Below are 22,906 nucleotides of genomic sequence, written 5' to 3' on the forward strand. Positions count from 1 at the left end.
GTCCGCGCCCGGCGGCGGGCGAGGCGGGCGCCGGGCGAGGCGGGCGCCGCGGGCACAACGGAAGGTGCCCGGCGCGGCGCTGAGCAGGAGACAGGAAGCGGATGGCCGACTGCCTCCGCTGCCCCGGCCCGCGCCGGGCGGAATCGGGGCGCCGGGGACGGCCGGTCGGGCCGCGGTGCAGGGGGATGCGGGCGGCCGAGGAGGGTGGGCGGGTGACGCTGCTCCGACCCGGCCCGCCGGGGCGGAATCGGCGTGCCGGGTGCGGGTGTTGGGGCAGGGCACGGGATGTGGGCGGCGGTGGAGGTGGGGCGGGTGGCGGGGAATTCGGGGGAGGCCGGGGGCCGGTCGGTGGCCGGGCGGGTGTTCGCGGTACTGGAGGCCTTCGACGGGGAGCGGGAGTCGCTGCGGCTGGCGGAGATCGCGCGGCAGGCCGGGCTGCCGGCGCCGACGGCGCTGCGGATGGTGCGCGAGCTGGTCGCCTGGGGCGCGCTGGAGCGGCAGCGGGACGGCGGGTACCGGCTGGGGCGGCGGCTGTGGGCGCTGGGGGCGCTGGAGCCGTGCCTGCGCCGGATCCGGGAGCTGGCGCAGCCGGCCCTGCAGGAACTGCACGAGCGGACCGGTCAGACGGCGCTGGTGGCGACGCTGGACGGCCGGTCGGCGCTGCTGCTGGACCGGCTGCCGAGCGCGGCCGTGCAGTCCTCGCCGTTCCAGGTGCGGGTGGGCGGCCGGATGGACCTGCACGCCACGGCGGTGGGCCGGGTGCTGCTGGCGTACGCGCCGGAGGCGCTGGTCCGGGAGGTGACGGCGGGTCTGTCCGCGGCGGGCGCGCGGCACACCCGGTACACCGTGGTGGCGCCGGGCCGGCTGGCCCGGGAGCTGGCGGCGGTGCGGCGCGGCGGCGTCGGGTACGCGCGCCGGGAGATGCAGCCGGGGTACGGCGCGGCGGCGGTGCCGGTGTTCCATCCGGACGGTTCGCTGCTGGCGGCGCTGGGGCTGGTGGTGGCCGCGCCGGTGGATCCGGTCCGGTACGAAGGGCGGTTGCGCGAGGCGGGGCGGCTGATGGCGGCCGAGGTGGCGCGTTCGGTGGCCGGGGAGGGGGCGCACCCCGCCGGCTGAGACGCGTTCCACTGGGTGGAACGCCGCGGTGGCCAGGAACCGCCGGCAGCGGGCACCCTGGTGCGCGAAACGGGCGGACGCGCAGGCATCGGAGGCCGCAGTGCACAGCAGCGGTGGCAGGACCCCGGCCTCGCGGGGCGTCGCCCCGTCGGCGGGTGGCCCGGTCGGCCGCGGCCGATGTCGCGTCCTCGACCGCGCCCGGGGCACCGGTGTGCCCGGCGCCCCGTACCGCGCCTCGGCCTGACACCCGACGCCTGATACCCGACGCCTGACACCCGACGCCTGACACCCGACGCCTGACACCCGACGCCTGAGAGCCAGGCACCCGGCATCCGAGAGCCAGGCCCCCTGACGCCTGGGAGCCGGGCACCCGGGCCGGGCCCCGGATCCGACGCCCGATCCGCTCTTCCTTCCTCTCCCCTTTCCCCCGCCGTGCGCGCCCGCGCCCGGCGGCGGTCCCGTACGCCCTCCACCGGCACCACCGAGGAGTCACCCATGCCCAGCAGACCCGTGCCCCCCGCCGCCCGACGGACCCGCACCCCCCGTCCGTTCGCCGTCCCCCCGGCCGTCCCCGCCGTCGGCCTGGCGGCCGCGCTGCTCGCGGGCTGCTCCTCGGCCGGCCCGGCCGCGCCGGGCGGGGGCACCGGGGGCACTCCGGTGCGCGGCGGCACCCTGAAGTACGCGGTGGCGGTCGGCACCTCCTGCCTGGACCCGCACGTCAGCCCGGGCGACGTGACGGCGGTGATCCAGCGCAACGTCTTCGACTCGCTGGTGTACCTGGACGACAAGGGCGCCTTCCACCCGTGGCTGGCGAAGTCCTGGCAGATCTCCCCGGACGCCCGGACGTACACCTTCCAGCTGCGCGAGGGCGTCACCTTCCACGACGGCACGGCCTTCGACGCCGCCGCGGTGAAGGCCAACCTGGACCACGTCAAGGACCCGAGGACCAAGTCGCTGTACGCGGCCAGCCTGCTCGGCCCGTACACCGGGGCGGAGGTGGTGGACCCGCTCACCGTCCGGGTCTCCTTCGCGGAGCCGTACGTGCCGTTCCTGCAGGCGGCCGCCACCCCGTACCTGGGCATCGCCTCCCCCAAGTCGCTGGCGGAGAAGGCCGACCAGCTGTGCGCGGGCGGCGCGAACTCGGTGGGCACCGGGCCGTTCCGGGAGACCGAGTACGTCAAGAACGACCACGTCGAGTTCAAGCGCAACGACGCCTACGCCTGGGCCCCGGAGGGCGCCGCGAACCAGGGCGCGCCGTACCTGGACGGGCTGACCATCCGCTTCCTGCCCGAGGACTCGGTCCGCTCCGGCGCGCTGACCAGCCGCCAGGTGGACGCGGCGGCGCTGCCGGTCTCGGCGGTGCGCACCGTCCGGGCGGCGGGCGTCGAGGTCACCCGGACGCAGAACCCGGGCGTGGTCTACTCGCTGTTCCTGAACTCCACCCGCGGCGCGCTGCGGGACGAGCGGGTGCGCCGGGCCGTCCAGCGGGCGGTGGACGTGGACGCGCTGGTCAAGAGCATCTACTTCGGCGAGTACGAGCGCGCCTGGAGCCCGCTGAGCCCGACCACCCCGGCGTCGTACGAGGCCGGGCTGAAGGACGCGCTCCCGCACGACGCGGCGGCGGCCGGCCGGCTGCTGGACGAGGCCGGCTGGAGCGCCCGGGACGGGGACGGCTACCGGGTCAAGGACGGCAAGCGGCTGACCCTGCACTGGCCGTACATCGCCTCGCTGGTGCGCGACCAGCGCGACACCCTGGCGGCGGGCATCCAGGCCGACCTGAAGAAGGCCGGGGTCGAGCTGGTGCGCGACTCGATCGACAACGGCACCTACTTCAAGGTCTACGCGAGCGGCGACTACGACCTGTGGGACAACTCCTGGGTGCGGGCCGATCCGGCGATCCTGGCCGGCTTCTACCTCTCCGCCAACACCCCGGCCGCCGGCGGCCAGAACGTCTCGCTGAGCAGCGACCCGGAGCTGGACGGCTGGCTGACGGCGGGCGCGGCGACGACCGACCCGGCGGCCCGCAAGGCGAACTACACCAAGGCCGAGCGGTGGGCGGTCGAGCACGGCACGGTGCTGCCGCTGTACGTGACCGCCAACCTGATCGGGCGCTCCGAGGGCGTCCGCGGGCTGGTGTTCGACGCGAACGCCTGGCCGCAGTTCGCCGGCGTCTGGCGGACCAGGTGAGCCGGTTCGCGCGCGCGGCCCTGCACCGGCTGGGCGGCGCGGTCCTGGTGCTCTGGGGCGCGGCCACCCTGGGGTTCCTGGCGCTGCACCTGGTGCCGGGCGACCCGGTGTCGACCCTGCTCGGCGGCTCGGTGACCACCGGCTCGGCGGCCGTCCGGGCCGAGATCACCCGGGAGTTCGGGCTGGACCGCCCGCTGTTCGAGCAGTACCTGACGTTCCTCGGCCGGCTGCTGGGCGGCGACCTCGGCCGCTCCTACCAGCAGCAGCAGCCGGTGAGCCTGATCATCGGCGAGCAGCTCGGCCCGACCGCGGAGCTCGCGCTGACGGCCTTCGGGCTGATCCTGCTGTTCGCCCTGGTCTCCGCGGTGACCACGGCCGGGCGCCGCCGGGCGGTGCGCGGCGCGGCGTCCGGGGCGGAGCTGCTGGCGATCTCCACCCCGCCGTTCTGGCTGGGCGTGCTGCTGCTCACGCTGTTCTCCTTCCACCTGCGGCTGTTCCCGGTCGCCGGGGCGGAGGGCTGGGAGTCGCTGGTGCTGCCGGCGGTGACGCTGGCGGTGCCGTTCGGCTCGCTGCTCTCGCAGGTGCTGCGGGAGGGCCTGGAGTCGGCGCTGCACGAGCCGTTCGCGCTGACCGCCCGCTCGCGCGGGATCGGCCCGCTGGCGCTGCGCGGCCGGCACGCGCTGCGGCACGCGCTGGTGCCGGCGGTCACGCTGGGCGGCTGGCTGGTGGGCGGGCTGCTGGGCGGGACGGTCCTGGTGGAGACGGTGTTCGCCCGGCCGGGGCTGGGCCGGGTGGCGCTGGACGCGGTCACCGGGCACGACCTGCCGGTGGTGATCGGGCTGATCCTGCTGTCCGCCGCGGTCTACCTGGTGGTGAACACCGTGGTGGACGGGCTCTACCTGCTGATCGACCCCCGGCTGCGCGGCGCCGGCCCGGTGCGGGAGGTGGCGGCATGACGAGCTCGGTCGCACCGGCCCCCGGGGCTCCCTCCGAGCCGGCCCCCGGGCCGGCCGCCCGTACGGTCCGCTCCGCCGGGGGCCGGGCCGCCCGGCTGCGGCCCGGGGCGCTGCTCGCCGCGCTGGTCCTGGCGGTGGCGGTGCTCGCCTGCGCCTGGCCCGGGCTGCTCGCGCCCGCCGACCCGACGGCGGCCGACCCGGTCGCCGCGCTCACCCCGCCCGGCGCCGAACACTGGTTGGGCACCGACCAGTTGGGCCGGGACGTGTACGCCCGGGTGGTGCACGGCGCCCGGTACTCGCTGCTGATCGGGCTCGGCGCGACGGCGCTGTCCGTGCTGGCCGGCCTGCTGGTCGGCCTGCCGGCCGCGCTGTCCGGCCGGATCGGCGACCAGGTGGCGATGCGCGCCGTGGACGTCCTGCTGGCGCTGCCCGAACTGCTGCTCGCACTGCTGGTGATCGCGGTGGTCGGCCCGGGCACCGGCAACGCGCTGCTGGCCATCGCGATCGCGGCCACCCCCGGCTTCGCCCGGCTGGTGCGCGGGCAGGCGATGGTGGTGCGCGGCTCGGAGTACGTGCGCGCCGCGACGGCGCTCGGGGTGCCCCGGACGGCCGTGGTGCTGCGGCACGTGCTGCCGAACACGCTGGGGCCGCTGACAGTGCCCGCCACGCTGGCCGTCGGCACCGCCGTGGTCTCGGGCGCGGCGCTCAGCTTCCTCGGGCTCGGGCCCAAGGCGCCCGCCCCGGAGTGGGGGGCGATGCTCTCCCAGGGCCGCGACTTCCTGTCCACCGCCTGGTGGATCGCGGTCTTCCCGGGGGCCGCGATCACCGCCGTGGTGGTCGCGATCACCGTGCTCGGCCGACAGTTGCACCGCTGCCTGGAAGGACGGACGCCATGAGCCCGATCATCGAACTGGAGGGCCTGAACGTCGAGTTCGGCCACGGCAGGCGGCGGACCACGGCGGTGGCCGGGGTGTCGCTGGCGCTGTCGGCGGGCGAGTGCCTGGCGCTGGTCGGCGAGTCCGGCTCGGGCAAGAGCGTCACGGCCCGGACGCTGGTCGGGCTGACCGCGCCCGGTGCCGCCGTACGGGCCGAGCGGTTCCTGGTCGAGGGCCGGGACGCCGCCGCGTTCGGCGAGCGGGAGTGGCGCCGGGTGCGCGGCCGGACGGTCGGGCTGGTGCTCCAGGACGCGCTGTCCGCACTGGACCCGCTGCGCCGGGTGGGCGCCGAGGTGGGTGAGCCGCTGCTCGCCCACCGGGTTCTGCCGAAGGCCGAAGTGCCGGGCCGGGTCGAGGAGTTGCTGCGCGACGTCGGGGTGCCGGAACCGGCCGGACGGGCCCGGCAGTACCCGCACCAGCTGTCCGGCGGGCTGCGCCAGCGGGCGCTGATCGCCTCCGCACTGGCGGCCGGGCCGCGGGTGCTGGTCGCGGACGAGCCGACCACCGCGCTGGACGTCACCGTGCAGGCCCAAGTACTGGACCTGCTCGGCGAGTTGAAGGCCAAGGGGACGGCCCTGCTGCTGATCAGCCACGACCTGGCGGTGGTGGCCCGGCTGGCGGACCGGATCGCGGTGATGAAGGACGGCCGGATCGTGGAGAGCGGCCCGGCCGAGCGGGTGCTGGGCGCGCCCGAGCACCCGTACACCCGGGTGCTGCTGGCCGCCGCGCCCGATCCGGACCGCCCGGCCGCCGAGGCCGCCCCCGCCGACCCGGGAACGGGCCGACTCCTCACCGCCCGCGGCCTGGTGAAGCGCTACCGCACCCCGGACGGCGGCCTGCGGGAGGCCGTCGCCGACGTGTCGTTCGGGCTCGCCCCCGGCGAGACCCTGGGCATCGTCGGCGAGTCCGGCTCCGGCAAGAGCACCACCGCCCAGCTGGTGATGGGCATGCTGGCCCCGGACGCCGGGGAGGTGCTGCTGGACGGCCGGCCGTGGAGCGCGCTGCCCGAGCGCCTGCGCCGTCCGGCCCGGTCCGCGGTGCAGCTGGTCCACCAGGACCCGCTGGCCTCCTTCGATCCGCGCTTCACCGTCCGGCGGATCCTGGCCGAGGCGCTGGCGGTCGCCGGGGTGGCCCGCGGCGCGGCCCGGCGGGAGCGGGCGGTCGAGCTGCTGGCCCAGGTGGGCCTCGGCGAGCAGCACCTGGAGCGGCGGCCGCACGGGCTGTCCGGCGGACAGCGCCAGCGGGTGGCGATCGCCCGGGCGCTGGCCACCGGGCCGCGGCTGCTGGTCTGCGACGAGCCGGTGTCGGCCCTGGACGTCTCGGTGCAGGCGCAGGTGCTGGAGCTGCTGGCCCGGCTGCGGGCCGAGCTGGGCCTGGCGATGCTGTTCATCTCGCACGACCTCGCGGTGGTGCGGCAGGTGAGCGACCGGGTGCTGGTGATGAAGGACGGCCGGGCGGTCGAGTACGGCCCGGCCGAGCGGGTGTTCCGCGCTCCCGAGCACCCGTACACCCGGCAGCTGCTGGCGGCGGTGCCCCGGCTGCCCGCGCGGTCGGCGGCCTGACGGACGGCCCGGCGGGCGGTCCCGGGCGAACGTACGGCGGTACCCCGGCGGGAACGTCCCGTCGGGGCACCGTCGTTCGGGTCCTGACCAGCAGGGCCGGCCCTCAGCCGGGCAGGAGCCGCCGGAGGATCGGCGCGGCCCGGTCCGCGAGGTCGTGCTCGCCGTCCGGGGTCGGGTGCAGCCCGTCCGCGTACACCCGGTCGGCCTCCGCGACGGGCAGCACGTCCCGGCCGTCGACCAGGTGCAGCCGCCCGTCGCCGAGCCGCTGGAGCACCCGGACGGCCTCGCCGGTCAGCTCGCGGATGCCCTCCAGGGTCAGCCCGGCGGCGTTGACCGCCTTCTCCCGTTCCACCGAGGGCAGCGCGGCGATCACCGCGATCGGGGTGTCGGGGTGGCCGTCCCGGATGGTCTCGACGAAGCCGCACACCGCCGAGCCCCAGCTGCGCGCGGTGAACACGCTGCGGATGTAGGCGTTGGTGCCGATCTCCAGCGTGATCAGCTCGGCCGGGGTGTCCCGGACGACCCGGGCGACCAGCGGGTCCAGGTACGCCTCCCCGGCGAAGCCGAGGTTGCGCAGCCGCCAGCCGTGCCGGACGGCCACCAGCGAGACCCAGCTCTCGGACGGGCCGTGCGGGAACATCGCGTGGGTCAGCGAGCTGCCGTAGGCGATCCAGCGCGGTCCGGTGCGGTCGAGCGGCTCCAGCACCCGGTGGCCGCGCAGCGCGAGCGGGCCGATCCCGGTGCGACTGAGGTGCGGCAGCCAGACCTCCACCTCGGCCGGGCCGTTCGCGCCGGGGGGCAGCGGCAGGGCCAGCCGGTGGCGGCCTGACACCGGGTGCCAGCGGTGGGCGACGACGCCGTCCACCACCACGTCCAGCGGCGCGCTGCCGGATTCGGCGTCCAGCTCCAGGATCAGTTCGGCGGCGTCGGTGCGCAGGCCGAAGCGGGCGCCGGCCGGGATCCGGGCGAGTCGGGCGAAGTCGGCGGAGAGCGTGGTCGCCACCCGGTCCAGCGGCAGGCGCAGCGGGATCCAGCGGTCCTCGTGGCGGGCCAGGCCGCTGATGCCGTCCCAGGAGATCCGGGGGTCGTCCGGGGTGAGCCGCTCGACGGCGGTGGCGGCGGGCCGGGTGGCGGTCACGCCCGGCCCTCCTGGAGGTCCGCGGTCCGGGCCGGCGCCTCGGCGGAGGCGTCCCCGTCCGCGGCACCGCCCTCGCCCGTGGCGCCGCCCTCGCCCGTGGGGCCGTCCTCGCCCGTCACGCCCTTCGGCGCGCCCAGCCCGAGGGCGGCGGCGACCAGCCCGACGGCCGAGAACAGCGCGGCCACCAGGAAGGCCCAGTGGTACGCGGAGAGCGAGGGCGAGGCGCCGCCGACGCCGGTGAGCACCGCCGCGCCGACCGCGACGCCGATGCCGCCGCCGAGCTGGAGGGCGGCGGTGACCAGCGCGGTGGCCAGGCCCTGGTCCTCGTTCTTCACGCCGCTGACGGCGGCGATGTTGAAGGCGAGGAAGCTGGTGCCGTTGCCGAGCCCGTGCACGATCAGCGCGGGCAGCAGCACGCTCAGGTAGTCGCTGTCCGTGCCGGTGCGCAGGAACAGCAGGATGCCGCCGCCTTGGAGGAGCAGGCCGAGGACGGCCGCCGGGCGCAGCCCGGAGCGGTTGATCAGCTTGGGCGCGAGGTTGACGGCGAGCAGGATCGCGGCGGCCATCGGGACGATCGCCAGGCCCGCCTGGAGGGCGCTGTAGCCGAGCACCTGCTGGAGGTAGAGCAGGGCGATGAACTGCCAGCCGATGGTGGCGCAGGCCCAGACCAGGCCGACGGTGTTGGCGGTGGACAGGGTGCGCGAGCGGAAGATCCGCAGCGGCAGCAGCGGGTCGGTGCGGCGCTGCTGGATGACCACGAAGGCGACCAGCAGGACGACGGCGGCGATCAGCGAGGCGAGGGTGGCGGTGGAGCCCCAGCCGACCTCGGGGGCTCGGACGAGTCCGAGGACGAGCAGCAGGACGCCGGCGGTCGCGGTGAGCGCGCCGGCCGCGTCGAAGCCGGGACGCTCGCCGGTGCGCGGCTGGTCGGGGGCGACGGCGTAGTTGGTGACGGCGAGGACCAGCGAGGCGACCACGAACGGGACGAAGAAGATGAGCCGCCAGTGCAGTTCGGTCAGGACGCCGGAGAACACCAGGCCGGCCGCGTAGCCGCTGGCACCGGTGAGGGAGAAGATGCCCATCGCGCGGGTGCGCTCGGGGCCCTCCTTGAACGTGGTGGTGATGATCGACATCGCCGCGGGGGCGATGAAGGCGGCCGCGACACCCTTGATGACGCGGCTGACGACCAGCAGGGTGCCGTCGGAGACGAGTCCGCCGGCCAGGCTGACCAGGGCGAACACGGCGGTGGCCCAGAAGAACAGCCGGCGGCGGCCGAAGAGGTCGGCGGCGCGCCCGCCGAGCAGCAGGAAGCCTCCGTACGCGACGGCGTAGCCGGAGATGATCCACTGCAGCGTCTCCGGCCCGAGGCCGAGGTCCTGCTTGATCTCCGGCAGGGCGACACCCATCAGGGAGACGTCCATCGAGTCGAGGAAGAGCTGGGCGCAGAGCACCAGGAGTGCCAACCCCTTGTGCGCGCCGAGGGTGCGGGGCGCCGTGTCCGGCATCGGCCCTCTCCCTATCCATCTGGCAGACAATCGTCTGCATCTCAATCAAGTGGACTGAACGTAGCAGCCAAATCATCTAGCGTCAAACAATCTCGGCACCACACGAACACCAACACCCCTTGCATCACGGGGAGTTGACTTCCTATTGTTTGATAATTGCCGAACCTTAGAAATATCGGCCCAACCCACGGGGGAGTTGCCCAGCCATGCCCGAATCCGTCAGACGTCCCCGCCTGCCCTCGCTCACCGGCATCAGGTTCCTGATCGTGCTGCCGGTCTTCGCCTTCCACGCGGACATGGAGAAGCCGTTCGGCGACCCGGAGGTCGCCGACGTCTACGCCTGGCTCGTCGCCAACGGCGCCTGGACCGCGATCAGCTGCTTCTTCGTCCTCAGCGGCTTCGTGATCACCTGGGGGTCGCGCCCCGGACACAGCGCCCGCGGCTTCTGGCGCCGCCGGGCCGCCAAGATCTACCCGCTGCACGTGCTCACCTGGGCCGCCGCGCTGGTGCTGCTCGCCGTGGCCGGCAGCGCCGCGACCCTCCGGCAGGCCGTTCCCAACCTGTTCCTGGTGCACACCTGGAACCCGGACCGCGAGGTCTTCTCCAGCCTCAACGACGTCAGCTGGTCGATCTCCTGCGAGGTCTTCTTCTACGCCGCCTTCCCGCTGCTGGTGCGCTGGATCCGGCGGATCCGCCCCGAGCGGCTCTGGGCCTGGACCGCCGCGGTGATCGTCGCGATCCTGCTCGTCCCGGCCGCCTCCGCCCTGCTGCCGGACCGTCCGCCGCTGCCGTTCGGCTCCGGCTCGGTGTGGCAGTTCTGGTTCGTCTACGTGTTCCCGCCGGTGCGGCTGCTGGAGTTCGTGCTGGGCATCCTGCTCGCCCGGATCGTCCTCACCGGCCGCCGGCTGCCGATCGGGGCGCTGCCCGCCGCGCTGCTCCTCCTCCCGGCCCAGTTCCTGGCCAAGCAGCTGCCGTTCCTGTGGGGCCTGACCACCCCCGCGATCGTCCCGATCGCCCTGCTGCTGCCCGCACTCGCCGCCCGCGACGTGGCCGGCCGCCGCTCCTTCCTCACCTCCCGGCCGATGGTCACCCTCGGTAGCTGGGTCTTCGCCTTCTACCTGGTCCACCGGCTGATCCTGGACCACGGCCACCGCGCCCTCGGCGCCGGACGGACCTTCTCCACGCCGGTCGTCGCCGCGCTGCTGCTCGGCGCGTTCGCCGCCTCCTGGCTGCTCGCCGGGCTCCTGCACCGGTACGTCGAGCTGCCGGCGGTCCGGCTGCTCGGCACGCCCCGGCGGCGGGCCGACGACGCCACGCCCCCGGGGTCGCCGGTCGGCCCGACGCCCGGCCCCGCCCCGGCCGCCGACCGGCTGACCGAGGCCCCGACCGCCTGACCCCACGCCGCCTGACCCCGCGCCACCCGAACCGACGCCACGACCGCCCGACCACGAACACGGCCACGGCCACGGCCACGAACACGGCCGCGACCGACCACCACGACCACCGCACCCATCCGCGACCCGACCGAGAGGCAGACCGATGACCGATCAGGACCTCACCGCCTACCCCCTCCCGCTCTCCCCCTACGGCGAGCCGCCCGCCGAGTTCGCCGACCTGCGCGCCAAGTGCCCGGTCAGCCGGGTCCGACTGCCCAGCGGCGACCAGGCCTGGCTGGTCACCGGCTACGACGAGGTCGTCTCCGCCCTCTCCGACCAGCGGCTGTCCCGGGCCGCCCTGCGCGAGCCGGGCGCCGTACGCACCGTCTCCGGCGAGGACTTCTCCGACAACCCGTACAACCTGCTCAACCAGGAGGGCCCCGACCACGCCCGGCTGCGCCGGCTGATCGCCCCCGCCTTCACCCCGCGCAAGGCGGAGCGCTGGCGCTCCCGGGTGGTGGAGATCGCCGACGAGCTGATCGACCGGCTGGTCGACGGCCCCCGCCCGGCCGACCTGCACCACGACTTCGCCGCCGTGCTGCCGGTCTGGGTGATCTGCGAGATGGTCGGCGCCCCGGTCGAGGACCGCCCGCTGCTCCAGCAGTGGACCGACCGGCTGGTCTCCATCACCGCCCACACCCCCGAGGAGCGGCTCGCCGCCCGCCAGGAGTCCGCCGCGTACGTCGCCGCGCTGGTCGCCGAGCGCCGCGCGAACCCCGGCGAGGACCTGCTCTCCACCCTCATCTCGGCCCGCGACGACGAGGACCGCCTCGACGAGCGCGAGCTGGTCTGGCTCGGCATCAACCTGCTGGTGGCCGGCCACGACACCACTGTCAGCGCGGTCTCCCGGGCGCTCTACCAGCTGCTGCGCCACCCCGACCAGTGGCGGCTGCTCACCGAGCGCCCCGACCTGCTGGAGAACGCGACCGAGGAACTGCTGCGCTACGCCCCGCCGTCCGAGATCGGCTTCATGCGGATCGCCACCGAGGACCTGGAGCTGGCCGGCACCCCGGTCGCCCGGGGCGAGGGCGTCATCCCGGTGATGCACGCGGCCGGGCGCGACGTCCGCCGGGTGGACGACCCGGAGCGGCTCGTCCTCACCCGCTCCGACCCCCGGCACGTCGCCTTCGGCCACGGCGCCCACTACTGCCCCGGCGCGGGCGTCGCCCGGATGGAGCTCCAGGTCGCCTTCGGCACCCTGGCCCGCCGGCTGCCCTCGCTGCGGCTCGCGGTGCCCGCCGAGGAGGTCGAGTGGCTCGGCGGCCTGCTGACGCTGCGTCCGAAGGCGCTGCCCGTCGAGTGGTGACGGCCCCGGGCCACGCCGCCCCGGCGTCGTAGCGCCCCGGCGTCGCGGCGACGTGACGCCCCGGCGTCGTGGCGTCGTGGCGTCGTGGCAACCTGGTCGAACGACCCGGTCCGACGCCCCGACGCGGTGACCAGGTCCAGCGACCCTGTCGAACGACCCGACCCGGCACCCCTGTCGAACGCCCCGATCCGACGGTCGGTCGGGCGACCCGATCGCCCGACCGGATCCGACGCCCCGACCCGATGACCCGGTCCAGCGACCCGACCTGGCGACCCGGTCGAACGACCCGGTCCGACGGCTGGTCGGACGACCCGATCGAGCGACCCGTCCGAGTGACCCGGTTGCCCGACCCGACCCGACGACCCAACCCGGTGACCCAGTCCGACGACCCCATCCGGCGCCCCAGTCCAGCGACCCGGTCCGACGCCCCGTCCGTTGGGCCGGGTCCCCCGCCGCCGCCCGGCCGTTGGGACGGGATCCGGTCCGTACGGATGCCCGAAGACGGAACGCCTGTCCGATCCCGAGACTTGGGGCCAGCCGGTACACCGCCCCTCGACCGGACCGCCCGCTCCGCCCCAGGAACGAGGACCCATGCCCACCACGCCCCCGTTGGCCCTGACCGGCCACGACCTGACCCTCACCGACATCGTCTCCGTCGCCCGGGCCCGCCCCGGCGCCGCCAGACCGGTCCTCGCCCCCGCCGCCGCCGAGCGGATGGCCGCCTCCGTCGCCCTCAAGGAGGACTGGCTGGCCCGCGGCATCCCGCTGTACGGCATCACCACCGGCTTCGGCGACTCCGTCGCGCACCAGATCTCCGCCGACCGGGCCGCCGCGCTCCAGCGCAACCTGGTCACCTACCACCTCAACGGCACCGGCCCCACCGCCGCACCCGAGGTCGCCCGCGCCGTCCAGCTGATCCGCGCCAACTGCCTGGGCCGCGGCCCCTCCGCGATCCGCCCCGCCGTGGTCGACACCCTGCTGCGCCACCTGGCCGCCGACATCCTGCCGCTCATCCCCGAACGGGGCTCGCTCGGCGCCAGCGGTGACCTCGTCCCGCTCTGCTACCTCGCGCACGCCCTGCTCGGCGAGGGCGAGGTGCTGCACCGCGGCCGGGTCCGCCCGGCCGCCGAGGCGCTCGCCGAGGAGGGCATCGAACCGGTCGTGCTCTCCGCCAAGGAGGGCCTGGCCCTGATCAACGGCACCTCCTTCACCTCCGCCTTCGCCGTCCTGGCCGCCCACGACGCGGCCGAACTCGCCGCCGCCGCCGACATCGCCACCGCGCTCGCCGTGGAGGCGCTGCACGGCAACGCCTCGCACTTCCACCCCTTCCTGCACCTGCAGAAGCCGCACAGCGGCCAGCTCGCCTCCGCCGCCACGATCCGCGCCCTGCTCGACAGCTCCGAACTGGCCACCGACTACCGGGGCATCCTCGACCGCCAGGAGCGCCTGGGCGACCGCGGCTTCCTCACCCACGAGCACCGCATCCAGGACCCGTACTCACTGCGCTGCGCCCCGCACGTCACCGGCGTACTGCGGGACACCCTGGACTGGGTGCGGCCCTGGCTGGAGACCGAGGTCAACTCCTCCACCGACAACCCGCTGTTCGACACCGAGGAGGGCCTGCTGCACCACGGCGGCAACTTCTACGCCGGCCACGTCGGCCAGGCCATGGACAGCCTCAAGACCGCCGTCGCCAACACCGCCGACCTGCTCGACCGCCAGCTCGCCCTGGTGGTCGACCCCAAGTTCAGCCGCGGCCTGCCGCCCAACCTGATCGCCCCCGCCGCCGACACCGACGCCCACGCCGGGCTGCACCACGGCTTCAAGGGCATGCAGATCGCCGCCTCCGCGCTCACCGCCGAGGCGCTCAAGACCGCCGCCCCCGCCTCGCTGTTCTCCCGGTCCACCGAGGCGCACAACCAGGACAAGGTGAGCATGGGCACGATCGCCGCCCGCGACGCCCGTACGGTCGTCGAACTCACCCGCGACGTCACCGCGATCCACCTGCTCGCCGTCGCCCAGGCGGTCGACCTGCGCGGCCTGCGCAAGGCCTCGCCCACCCTCCAGAAGGTGCACGGCCTGATCCGCGAGCACGCCCCCTTCACCGACCGCGACCGGCGGATGGACGGCGACGTCGCCGCCGTGGCCGGCCTGGTCCGGGACGGCTCGCTGCGCCGCGCCGCCGGGCTCCCCGAGCCCTTCGCCGCCCGCTGACCCCTGCTCGACCACCGACCCCGTGCTCTCCCGCCGGCCCCAGCTCTACCACCGGCCCCGCTTCACCGATGCGCCCGCCCGCTCCCCCGCACCGGCACGTCCCGACCGTGACTCCCCCAGACCGAGGAGCAATCAGAGATGCTGCTACTGCGCGACCCCGCCCAACGCCAGGACGCCGCCGAGCGCCTGGACTCCCACACCGCCCTGATCCACCGCACCTGGCAGGGCCAGGACCCGTCCGACCGCTACGGCGCCAAGCTCGCCACCACGCTGGCCGCCGCCGTGCGCTCCCCGATGTACGCCGCCACCCTCACCGGCGAGCTCGCCGAGCGGCTGCGCTCGGACACCCCGCTCACCCCCGCCGAGGCCCTGGACGCCTTCGCCGCACTGCCGTTCCTCGGCAAGAAGGAGCTCGGCGGCCACGGCGCCGGCGCGTTCACCCGCCCGCTCTCGGAGTTCCTGCACTACTACGAGTCCTCCGGCACCACCGGCGACCCGGCCCCCGCCCCCAAGGCGGTGGACGACCTGCTGGTCAACACCCTCAACATCGGCGAGGCCTGGGGCCGGCTGCTACAGCCCGCCGACGTCGCCCTGATCCTCATCAACGCCCCCTTCGCCCCCGCCGCCTACCAGTTCGAGAAGGTGCTGGAGTACCTCGGGGTGATGTCCTTCCGCCCCTGGGTGGACAACATCACCGGCGACTACACCCGGGTGCTGCGGCTGATCTCCGACCTGAACGCCAACGTCTACGTCGGCCCGCCCTCCCGGCTGCTGGAACTCGCCCAGTTCTCCCAGCGCAACGGACTGCCGCTGCCCCGCTTCGACCGGCTGCTGCTGATGGCCGAGCAGACCGGCCCCAGCTTCGTGCGCCACCTCGAACGCCTCACCGGCGGCACCGCCTACGTCGGCTCGTACGGCTCCTCGGAGACCGGCACCCTCGCCGTCACCTGCGAACGCCGCCGGCTGCACCTCCAGTTGCAGAGCTACCTGCTGGAGATCGACGACGGCGAGCGCACCACCGTGCTCGGCCCGGACAGCGAACCGGTGCAGGGCGAGCTGATCGTCACCACCCTGGACATCCCCTCCCGCCCGCTGCTGCGCTACCGCACCGGCGACCTGGTCCGGATCGAGACCGACCCCTGCGAGTGCGGCATCCGGCTGCCCGTGCTGCGCACCCTCGGCCGGGCCCAGGACGTCCTGCTGCTCGCCGAGAACAACATCCGCCAGGACGACCTGGAGGAGGCGCTGTGGGCCGAGGCCCTGCCCGGCGCCTCGGTGTTCAACTACATGCTGGTGCTGCGCGGCCGGACCATCGTCTGCCTGGTCACCACCGACGGCACCCCGGACGGCTCCTGGTCGCGGGTGCTGGAGCAGCGCCTCGCCCCGCTGTTCGAGGAGTACACGGTGACCGTCCACCCGGTGGAGAAGCTGCCCCCGCTGGCCTCGCTCGGCCAGTACCTGGGCTGGAAGCTCTCCCGGGTCCTGGACCTCAACGAGGAGGCCAACTGGGGCCGGCTGCCCGCGCCGCTCACCTCGCTGGTGCGCGAGTCCCTGGCGCAGGTCGCGCAGGCCACGGGGGTCGAGGCATGAGTGGCCTCGCCGGCCTGGTGTCGCGCAGCGGGGATGTGCGCGAACAGGCCGAATCCGTACGGGAGTTCACCGACACCCTGACCCACCGCGGCCCGCGCCGCGGCGGCACCTGGCTGGACCGGCACGTCGGCCTCGGCCACCGCCAGTTCCACACCGGGCCCCGCAACGACGTGCCGCAGCCCTGGCTCCCGCCCGAGCTGGACCCGGCGCCGGCCGTCATCGCCTTCTCCGGCGAGCTGCTCAACCCCGGCCCGCTGCACACCGCGCTGACCGCCCGCGGCCACCGCATCCGCAACGGCTCGGACGCCGAACTCGCCCTGCGCGCCTACCTGGAGTGGGGCACCGACGCCGCCGAGCGGCTGGTCGGCGGCTACGCCGTGGCGATCTGGGACACCCGCACCGAGGAGCTGGTGCTGATCCGCGACCGGCTCGGCGAGGAGCCGCTCTACTGGGCCGAACTCCCGGACGGATCCTTCGTGTTCGGCTCCGAGCCGAAGGCCCTGCTGGCCGCCGGACTGCCCGCCGAGGTGGATGCGAACGGCCTGGTGGACGTCCTCACCGTCGCGCTCAAGCGCCCCGGCGACGCCGTCTACCGCGGCCTGCACGAGGTCCGCCCGGGCTGGCTGCTGGTGGCCGGCCCGAACGGCGTTCGCCACCGGCGCTACTGGGCGCCGGAGGCCGCCGAGCACACCGACGACGAGCGGACCACCGTCCGGCGGGTGCGCGCCCTGCTCGCCGACACCGTGCTGGGCGGCGATGTCCGCCTTCCAGAACGGATGGGCGCGCGGCCTGGCCCCCGAGGGCCGGCGGCCCGGGCAGCCCGCCGACCCTCCGCAGCCGCCGCGGGCGCGCCACCCCCGACCCCCGTCCCGACCCGAAGGAGAGCGTCCGTGATCGCCACCACCCACCGCGCGGGGGAGCTGAACTGGCTCCTCGACGAACTGGTCCAGCGCGCCCCCGAGCTCCGCTTCGCCGTGATGCTCTCCGCCGACGGCCTGGCCATGGGCACCTCGGCCGGCCTGGCCCGCGAGGACGGCGAGCACCTGGCGGCCGTCGCCTCCGGCTTCCACAGCCTGGCCAAGGGCGCGGGCCGGCACTTCGGCGCGGGCGAAGTCCGCCAGACCATGGTCGAGTTGGAGGGCGGCTACCTGCTGGTCGCGGCCGCCGGGGAGGGCACCTGCCTCGCCGTGTTCGCCACCGCCCGGGCCGACCTCGGTCTGATCGCCTACGAGATGGCCAGACTGGTCCGGCGGGTCGGGGAGCACCTGAGCGCCCCGCCGCGGGCGGTGGGCGGGCGGTGAGTCCGGTGCCCCGTCCGCACCGGGGGCGACATCCGGAGCACCCGAGGGCTGAGCCCGACGGGCGCCCCCGCAACCCGCTCGCCGCCGCCCATCGGGCCCGCTGGTACGACGACGAGGCCGGGCCGCTGGTCCGCCCGTACGCGATGACCCGGGGGCGCACCGGGGCCGGGGAGCAGCAGTTCGACCTGATCGCCGTGGTGGTCACGGAGCTGCCCGACCCGGCGCTCGGGCCGGACGCGCCCGAGCCGCCGGTCGGCCCGGAGCAGGCGCGCATCCTCGCGCTGTGCCGGGGCACCCCGCTGTCCGTGGCCGAGCTGGCCGCCGAGCTCGACCTGCCGGTGGGCGTCGTGCGGGTCCTGCTCGGCGACCTGCTGGCGGCCGGGCTCATCCGGGTCCGCCGTCCCGTCCCGCCCGCCCTGCTCCCCGACGAGCGCATCCTCCAGGAGGTCATCCGTGGACTCCGCGCACTCTGACCACCCGTCCGCACCGGTCGCACCGTCCGGACCGTCCGTCGTGTCCGAATCATCCGTTCCGTACGGTGGGCCGAGCCCGTACGGCGGCTCGGACCCGTTTGACGCCGAGGACCCCGACGGCGCCGTGCTCGCGCTCAAGATTCTGGTGGCGGGCGGCTTCGGGGTGGGCAAGACGACGCTGGTCGGTGCGGTCAGCGAGATCCGCCCGCTGCGCACCGAGGAGCGGCTGACCGAGGCCGGGCGCGACGTGGACGACCTGGACGGCGTGGAGCGGAAGAGCACCACCACGGTGGCGATGGACTTCGGCCGGATCACCATCCGCGAGGGGCTGGCGGTCTACCTGTTCGGCACCCCGGGGCAGGACCGGTTCTGGTTCCTCTGGGACGAGCTGGCCCAGGGCGCGCTCGGCGCGGTGGTGCTCGCCGACACCCGTCGGCTGACCGACTGCTTCCCCGCCGTGGACTTCTTCGAGTGCCGGGGCATCCCGTTCGTGGTCGCGGTGAATCGTTTCGCCGGGACGCGGGAGTTCGGCCCGGAGGAGGTCGCCCGCGCGCTGGACCTGGACGCCGGTACGCCCGTGCTGCTGTGCGACGCTCGCCGCCGGGCCTCCGGCAAGGAGGTGCTGATCAACCTGGTCGAGCACGCGGGCCGGGTGCACGCCGCCCGGCTGCTCGCGGACGCCTCGCCGGTGGGTTGAGGCGGGGCGGGCGGAGGCGGCGGGGAAGCACGGTGCCCGGCACGCGGACCGGGCGGACAGCGGACGACCGACAGATAACAGGTAACAGATGACAGCTGACAGATGTTGAAATCTGTCAGCTGTCATCTGTTAGTCGTCATCTGTTACCCGTCACCCGTCACCCGTCATCCGTCAACGGTTCAGCTGTGCCACTGGAAGACGACCCGCGTCCAGCGCGACCCCGGGCAGTTGCCCCAGACCGCCCAGGCCTCCGGTCGCGCGCCGATCCACAGCCCGGTGCTGTGCGAGCCGTCCGCACAGTAGGTGATCGTGCGCAGGCGCCCGGAGTAGACGTTGCAGTAACCCTCCCAGCGCCAGCCGTAGTCGGCGGTGATGACGCAGCGGTAGGCGTCGCCCGTGACGGTGTTCCAGGCCTCGGTGGTGGCGGGGGTGACGGTCTGGTTCCGGACGGTCGCCGCGGCGGCCGGCGCGGTGGTGGTCGCGAGCGCGCCGAGCGTGGCCGCGGCGGCCAGCCCGAACGTCGCGATCTTCCTGACGATGCAACCTCGCATGCGGTTCTCCTTGCTGAGGGTTCCCGTCGAAGGGAGCGTCCCGGCCGCCGGGAGGTCCGCGCGGAGGTGAAGTCCCGTCTCCCGCACGGCCGGTGACGTGTTGCACACGAATGACTGCACACAGTGAAACGACGAACTATGATGTGACCTGTGTCACAAGTCATTCGGTTGGCCCATGGCCTCGCGGCCGGGGTGGGCCGGGTGCTCGGGGTGCCGATTTCCGGGGAGAGCGGCATGGCGGATCACAGTGGTCGGAACGCGGTCGGCGGTGGAGCGGAAGGGGGCTTCGGTCCGAGCGGGCAGGACGGTCAATCGGCCGAGTTCAACCGGGTGTTCACGGATCTGCTGCCCAGACTCCAGCAGGCGGCGGCCTCCCTCGCCGGCGGTCCGGTCGGCGCCGGGGACGTCGTCCACGACGCGTACCTCCGGATCGCCCGTAGCCCGGAGCGTTTCCTGGGCCATCCGCAGCCGTACGCCTATGCGTTCACCACGATGGTCAACATCCTGCGCGACCAGTGGCGCAGGGAACGGCGGCGGGTGCCGATGCCCGAGGTGCCGGAAGTCGGTGACGCCGACGAGCGGGACCGGGCGGCCTCCGATCCCTGGGTCGGCGGGATGGCCGAGCTGCAGGCGCGCTGGGAGGTGCTGCGGCTGCTGGGCTTCCTGACCGACAAGCAGGCCCGCGCGGTGGTGCTGGTGGACCTCGACGGCTACAGCGTCGACGAGGCGGCCGAACTGCTCGGCCTGCACCGCAGCACGCTGGCCGTCACCCGGCGCCGCGCCCACGGCCGGCTGCGCGCCGTCGTCCAGCGGGAACGCGAACGGGAGCGCGAACGGGAATGCGAACGAGAGCCGGGGCGGGAGTGCGAACGGGAGCCGGGGTGGGAGCGCGAACGGGAGTGCGGGCGGAGTTGAGGCCGCGGATCCGGGCGGGCGATCACCGCCCCGACGCACCGAACTGACGTCAAGTCGGCTGATGTGCCGCCCCGGCCCGTACCCTGCGATTCGTGATCACGCACGAGGACGGCCGCCTGCGCGCACTGGCCGAGGACGGCCGCTGGCCCGAGCTGCTCGCCGCCTACCGGCAGGGCCGGGCGGCCGCCGTGGCGGAGGCGGGCGAGGAGGCCGCGGCCGCGCTGACCGCGCCGCTCGGCCACCTGATCGCCTACGCGGCGCCGCCCGAGCTGGCCGTCCGGCTGTTCGACGGCGACGGCGGCGCGGGGACGGCCGCCGGGGTGGCCGACCACGACGCCGGCCCGCTCTGGGAGGTGCTGGCGACCCGGCACTCCTGGCTGCGGCTGGCCCCGCTGCTCGGCCCGGCCCCGGTGCGGCGGCTGGTCGCGCACACCCGGGCGCTGCTCGGCGAGGACCTCTCGGGCGGGAGCGAGCCCGATCCGGAGGGCGTGCCGCTGCGCCTGGAGCCGTGGGAGGCGGCGGGCTGGGACGAGGCGGCCCGGGTGCGCGAGTACCTGCCCGGCGGGGGTGCGCGCAGCGCGCTGCTGACCCTGCCGGCCAGCCGCGAGGGCCTGGGCGAGGTGGACCTGCCCCCGGCGGCGCGGCCGTCCGCCCGGCCGGACGGACCGCGGGTCACCCGGGCGCTGACCGGGCTGGGCGCGCTCGCCCCGTGGGCGGAGACGGCCTGTGTGCATGGCCAGGCCCCGGACGCGGCCGCCCTGGTGGCCCGGGACCGGCGGGTGGTCGGCGGGTACCTGCCGTTCGCGCTCGCCTACCCGGCGCTGGTGCGGGCCGCCGCCGTCGGGCGGGCGCAGGGCTGCGCGCACGGCAGGCTGGGGCTGTGGCGGGCGCTGGCCGCGATGGCCGGAGCCGACGGTCCGGAGGGGGCGGACGGTCCGGAGGGGGTGGACGGTCCGGAGGGGGCGGACGGTCCGGAGGGGGTGGACGGTCCGGAGGGGGCGGAGGGCGCGGACGGGGTGGACCGGGGCGAGGTGAACGCACTGGTGGCCCGGATGCGCTGCTTCACCTGGCAGGAGCCCTCGGCGGGGCTGCACCATCTGCACGTCGCGCTGGAGGACCCGGTCGGCGGGGTGGCCTGGGTGGTCAGCGGCTCGCAGGAGCTGTGACGGGCCGGTCGGACGGACAGTGAGGACCCCCGGTCCGGCGCCGTTTCCGGGGTTGGTGGAGGCGCCGGGCCGGGGGAGTGCGGGGGTCGCTGCCGGGCTCAGGCCCCGACGGGGGCGGTGCCCTGGGCGGGGGCGGTCGCGGCGCCCTGGGCGGGACCGGCCTCGGTGCCCTGGGCGGGTCCGGCGGGCGCGCCGTGGGTGTCGACCAGCGTCAGCTCGTCGAACGGCAGCTCGCCGGCCAGCACCCGCCGGGCGCGCTCGGCGTCGAGCTCACCGGTCCAGTGCCCGATCAGCACGGTCGCGACGGCGTTGCCCGCGAAGTTGGTGAGAGCGCGGGCCTCCGACATGAAGCGGTCGATGCCGACGATCAGGCCGACGCCGTCCACCAGCGCGGGCTTGTGCGACTGGAGCCCGCCCGCGAGGGTGGCCAGGCCCGCGCCGGTGACGCCGGCCGCGCCCTTGCTCGCGATCACCATGAAGACCAGCAGCGAGAGCTGCTCGCCGAGCGACATCGGCTTGTCCATCGCCTCGGAGATGAAGATCGAGGCCATGGTCAGGTAGATGGCGGTGCCGTCGAGGTTGAAGCTGTAGCCGGTCGGCACGGTGATGCCGACGACCGGGCGGCTGACGCCAAGGTGCTCCATCTTGGCGATCAGGCGGGGCAGCGCGCTCTCGGAGGAGGAGGTGGAGAGGATCAGCAGGAACTCGCGGCCGAGGTACTTCAGCAGCGCGAACACGTTGACGCCGGCGATCAGTCGCAGCATCGCGCCCAGCACCACGACGACGAACAGTGCGCAGGTGACGTAGAAGCCGATCATGATGACGGCCAGGCTCTTCAGCGCGGCGGTGCCGGTGGCGCCGACCACGGCGGCCATCGCCCCGAAGGCGCCGACCGGCGCGACCCACATGATCATCGACATCACCCGGAAGACCAGCCGCTGCACGTGCTCGATCCCGCGCAGCACCGGTGCGCCGGCCGGGCCCATCGCCTGGAGCGCGAAGCCGGTGAGCAGCGCGACCAGCAGGGTCTGGAGCACCTTGCCCTGGGTGAGGGCGGAGAACAGCGTCTCGGGGATCATCCCGAGCAGGAAGTCGGTGGTCGACTGGGCGCCGCCGGCGGCCGCCTGGGCGTGGCCGGACTTGGCGAGCGCGGCGGTCAGGTGGAGGCCGCCGCCGGGCTCCAGCAGGTTGCCGACGACCATGCCGATGGCCAGCGCCACGGTCGACATGGTGAGGAAGTAGCCGAGGGCGAGGCCGCCGACCTTGCCGACCTTCGCGGCCTTGGTCACCGAGCCGATGCCCAGGACGATGGTGCAGAAGATCACCGGGCTGATCATCATCTTGATCAGGTTGACGAAGCCCGTGCCGATCGGCTTCAGCTCCACGGCGAAACCGGGGGCGGCCAGACCGACCACGACACCCGCGACCACCGCGGCGATCACGGCGAGGTAGAGGTAGTGCGTCCGGTCCTTGCGTCTGGGTCCCGCCGCCACGGCGGCTCCATCGATCGACATCTGCGGCTCCCTTGCCGTGCAGTCCTGGCGGCCCCGGGGGGAGGGCCGCTCCGACTATGGGCTCCGGGGTGACGGAGGTCACGTTTGCGTTCATAGAGTTCACGGACAGGGCGAACGGCCCGGGCGGCCCGGGCGGCCCGGGCGGCCCGGGCGGCCCGGGCGGCCCGGACGCCCGCTCCGCGAACGGGTGCGGGCCGGACGGGCCCGGGGGCCGTCCGGGAGCGTGGTGCACACTGGCAGGCATGGCCAAGCAGCCGCAGGGTGTTGGTGGCCTCGCCGGTCCTGCCCTTGATCATCAGGTTGACCAGGACGGAGCCGGCCTGGGCGATCACGGCGAGGCCGAG

General features: G+C 74.9%; 18 protein-coding genes and 1 pseudogene. 15 read left to right on the forward strand and 4 right to left on the reverse strand.

What is annotated here, in order from left to right:
• Positions 1 to 312 precede the first annotated feature (312 nt).
• The 5 genes from ABZW03_RS15290 (at position 313) to ABZW03_RS15310 (ending at position 6,756) form a co-directional block, all read left to right on the forward strand.
• Positions 313 to 1,116: an IclR family transcriptional regulator gene (locus tag ABZW03_RS15290; RefSeq protein WP_355257161.1), complete on the forward strand. Its 804-nt coding sequence runs from the start codon at positions 313 to 315 to the stop codon at positions 1,114 to 1,116.
• A gap of 495 nt (positions 1,117 to 1,611) precedes the next feature.
• Complete coding sequence (locus tag ABZW03_RS15295) at positions 1,612 to 3,303, forward strand: ABC transporter substrate-binding protein (RefSeq protein ID WP_355257164.1); 1,692 nt, start codon at positions 1,612 to 1,614, stop codon at positions 3,301 to 3,303.
• Positions 3,300 to 4,259 carry an ABC transporter permease gene (locus tag ABZW03_RS15300; RefSeq protein ID WP_355257167.1) on the forward strand — a complete coding sequence of 320 codons (960 nt, stop codon included), beginning with the start codon at positions 3,300 to 3,302 and terminating at the stop codon, positions 4,257 to 4,259. Before ABZW03_RS15295 ends, ABZW03_RS15300 begins: the two co-directional genes overlap by 4 nt.
• Positions 4,256 to 5,155, forward strand: a complete 900-nt coding sequence (locus ABZW03_RS15305; protein ID WP_355257170.1) for an ABC transporter permease — start codon at positions 4,256 to 4,258, stop codon at positions 5,153 to 5,155. Before ABZW03_RS15300 ends, ABZW03_RS15305 begins: the two co-directional genes overlap by 4 nt.
• Positions 5,152 to 6,756: an ABC transporter ATP-binding protein gene (locus ABZW03_RS15310; RefSeq protein ID WP_355257173.1), complete on the forward strand. Its 1,605-nt coding sequence runs from the start codon at positions 5,152 to 5,154 to the stop codon at positions 6,754 to 6,756. Before ABZW03_RS15305 ends, ABZW03_RS15310 begins: the two co-directional genes overlap by 4 nt.
• Positions 6,757 to 6,859: 103 nt before the next feature.
• On the opposite strand, the gene ABZW03_RS15315 is transcribed toward ABZW03_RS15310, so the two are convergent.
• On the reverse strand, positions 6,860 to 7,894 hold the full coding sequence (locus ABZW03_RS15315) for an SGNH/GDSL hydrolase family protein (protein WP_355257176.1): 1,035 nt from the start codon (positions 7,892 to 7,894) through the stop codon (positions 6,860 to 6,862).
• Positions 7,891 to 9,399, reverse strand: coding sequence for an MFS transporter (locus ABZW03_RS15320; protein ID WP_355257179.1), 1,509 nt, complete (start codon positions 9,397 to 9,399; stop codon positions 7,891 to 7,893). Before ABZW03_RS15320 ends, ABZW03_RS15315 begins: the two co-directional genes overlap by 4 nt.
• 206 nt (positions 9,400 to 9,605) lie before the next feature.
• On the opposite strand from ABZW03_RS15320, the gene ABZW03_RS15325 reads away from it, so the two are divergent.
• The 8 genes and pseudogenes from ABZW03_RS15325 (at position 9,606) to ABZW03_RS15360 (ending at position 18,416) form a co-directional block, all read left to right on the forward strand.
• Positions 9,606 to 10,793, forward strand: coding sequence for an acyltransferase (locus tag ABZW03_RS15325; RefSeq protein ID WP_355257182.1), 1,188 nt, complete (start codon positions 9,606 to 9,608; stop codon positions 10,791 to 10,793).
• 145 nt (positions 10,794 to 10,938) lie between these two features.
• Entirely contained in the window at positions 10,939 to 12,141 is a 1,203-nt protein-coding gene (locus tag ABZW03_RS15330) for a cytochrome P450 (protein WP_355257185.1), read from the forward strand.
• 591 nt (positions 12,142 to 12,732) lie between these two features.
• On the forward strand, positions 12,733 to 14,355 hold the full coding sequence (locus tag ABZW03_RS15335) for an aromatic amino acid ammonia-lyase (RefSeq protein WP_355257188.1): 1,623 nt from the start codon (positions 12,733 to 12,735) through the stop codon (positions 14,353 to 14,355).
• 138 nt (positions 14,356 to 14,493) lie between these two features.
• Positions 14,494 to 15,945: a hypothetical protein gene (locus ABZW03_RS15340; protein ID WP_355257191.1), complete on the forward strand. Its 1,452-nt coding sequence runs from the start codon at positions 14,494 to 14,496 to the stop codon at positions 15,943 to 15,945.
• Positions 15,942 to 16,442 (forward strand): annotated as a pseudogene (locus tag ABZW03_RS15345) (asparagine synthetase B); the annotation flags it as partial. The gene ABZW03_RS15340 and the pseudogene ABZW03_RS15345, both read left to right, overlap by 4 nt.
• A 393-nt stretch (positions 16,443 to 16,835) precedes the next feature.
• Positions 16,836 to 17,246: a roadblock/LC7 domain-containing protein gene (locus ABZW03_RS15350; protein WP_355257205.1), complete on the forward strand. Its 411-nt coding sequence runs from the start codon at positions 16,836 to 16,838 to the stop codon at positions 17,244 to 17,246.
• Positions 17,247 to 17,371: 125 nt separating this feature from the next.
• On the forward strand, positions 17,372 to 17,719 hold the full coding sequence (locus tag ABZW03_RS15355) for a DUF742 domain-containing protein (protein ID WP_355257208.1): 348 nt from the start codon (positions 17,372 to 17,374) through the stop codon (positions 17,717 to 17,719).
• Positions 17,720 to 17,843: 124 nt separating this feature from the next.
• A complete protein-coding gene (locus ABZW03_RS15360) occupies positions 17,844 to 18,416 on the forward strand; it encodes an ATP/GTP-binding protein (protein WP_355257211.1) in 573 nt (190 codons plus the stop codon).
• 179 nt (positions 18,417 to 18,595) lie between these two features.
• Here the strand turns inward: ABZW03_RS15360 and ABZW03_RS15365 are convergent, their stop codons facing one another.
• Positions 18,596 to 18,967 (reverse strand): hypothetical protein, encoded by a 372-nt coding sequence (locus tag ABZW03_RS15365; protein WP_355257194.1) that lies wholly within the window; start codon positions 18,965 to 18,967, stop codon positions 18,596 to 18,598.
• Between the two features lie 234 nt (positions 18,968 to 19,201).
• Between ABZW03_RS15365 and ABZW03_RS15370 the strand changes: the two genes are divergently transcribed.
• Both ABZW03_RS15370 and ABZW03_RS15375 read left to right on the forward strand, forming a co-directional pair.
• Positions 19,202 to 19,882, forward strand: coding sequence for an RNA polymerase sigma factor (locus tag ABZW03_RS15370; protein WP_355257196.1), 681 nt, complete (start codon positions 19,202 to 19,204; stop codon positions 19,880 to 19,882).
• 92 nt (positions 19,883 to 19,974) lie between these two features.
• Entirely contained in the window at positions 19,975 to 21,048 is a 1,074-nt protein-coding gene (locus ABZW03_RS15375) for a hypothetical protein (protein WP_355257199.1), read from the forward strand.
• 98 nt (positions 21,049 to 21,146) lie between these two features.
• Here ABZW03_RS15375 and ABZW03_RS15380 read toward each other — a convergent pair whose 3' ends face one another.
• On the reverse strand, positions 21,147 to 22,562 hold the full coding sequence (locus ABZW03_RS15380; RefSeq protein ID WP_355257202.1) for a cation:dicarboxylase symporter family transporter: 1,416 nt from the start codon (positions 22,560 to 22,562) through the stop codon (positions 21,147 to 21,149).
• Between the last annotated feature and the right edge of the window lie 344 nt (positions 22,563 to 22,906).

It is taken from the genome of Kitasatospora sp. NPDC004799, from assembly GCF_040609095.1.
In the GTDB taxonomy this organism is placed as follows: Bacteria; Actinomycetota; Actinomycetes; order Streptomycetales; family Streptomycetaceae; genus Kitasatospora.

Excerpts from the sequence above, each read along its gene's own strand:
- ABZW03_RS15295 (WP_355257164.1), top strand. The coding sequence starts at position 1,612 with ATGCCCAGCAGACCCGTGCCCCCCGCCGCCCGACGGACCCGCACCCCC.
- ABZW03_RS15305 (WP_355257170.1), top strand. The coding sequence starts at position 4,256 with ATGACGAGCTCGGTCGCACCGGCCCCCGGGGCTCCCTCCGAGCCGGCC.
- ABZW03_RS15310 (WP_355257173.1), top strand. The coding sequence starts at position 5,152 with ATGAGCCCGATCATCGAACTGGAGGGCCTGAACGTCGAGTTCGGCCAC.
- ABZW03_RS15320 (WP_355257179.1), bottom strand. The coding sequence starts at position 9,399 with ATGCCGGACACGGCGCCCCGCACCCTCGGCGCGCACAAGGGGTTGGCA.
- ABZW03_RS15325 (WP_355257182.1), top strand. The coding sequence starts at position 9,606 with ATGCCCGAATCCGTCAGACGTCCCCGCCTGCCCTCGCTCACCGGCATC.
- ABZW03_RS15330 (WP_355257185.1), top strand. The coding sequence starts at position 10,939 with ATGACCGATCAGGACCTCACCGCCTACCCCCTCCCGCTCTCCCCCTAC.
- ABZW03_RS15335 (WP_355257188.1), top strand. The coding sequence starts at position 12,733 with ATGCCCACCACGCCCCCGTTGGCCCTGACCGGCCACGACCTGACCCTC.
- ABZW03_RS15340 (WP_355257191.1), top strand. The coding sequence starts at position 14,494 with ATGCTGCTACTGCGCGACCCCGCCCAACGCCAGGACGCCGCCGAGCGC.
- ABZW03_RS15365 (WP_355257194.1), bottom strand. The coding sequence starts at position 18,967 with ATGCGAGGTTGCATCGTCAGGAAGATCGCGACGTTCGGGCTGGCCGCC.
- ABZW03_RS15370 (WP_355257196.1), top strand. The coding sequence starts at position 19,202 with ATGGCGGATCACAGTGGTCGGAACGCGGTCGGCGGTGGAGCGGAAGGG.
- ABZW03_RS15380 (WP_355257202.1), bottom strand. The coding sequence starts at position 22,562 with ATGTCGATCGATGGAGCCGCCGTGGCGGCGGGACCCAGACGCAAGGAC.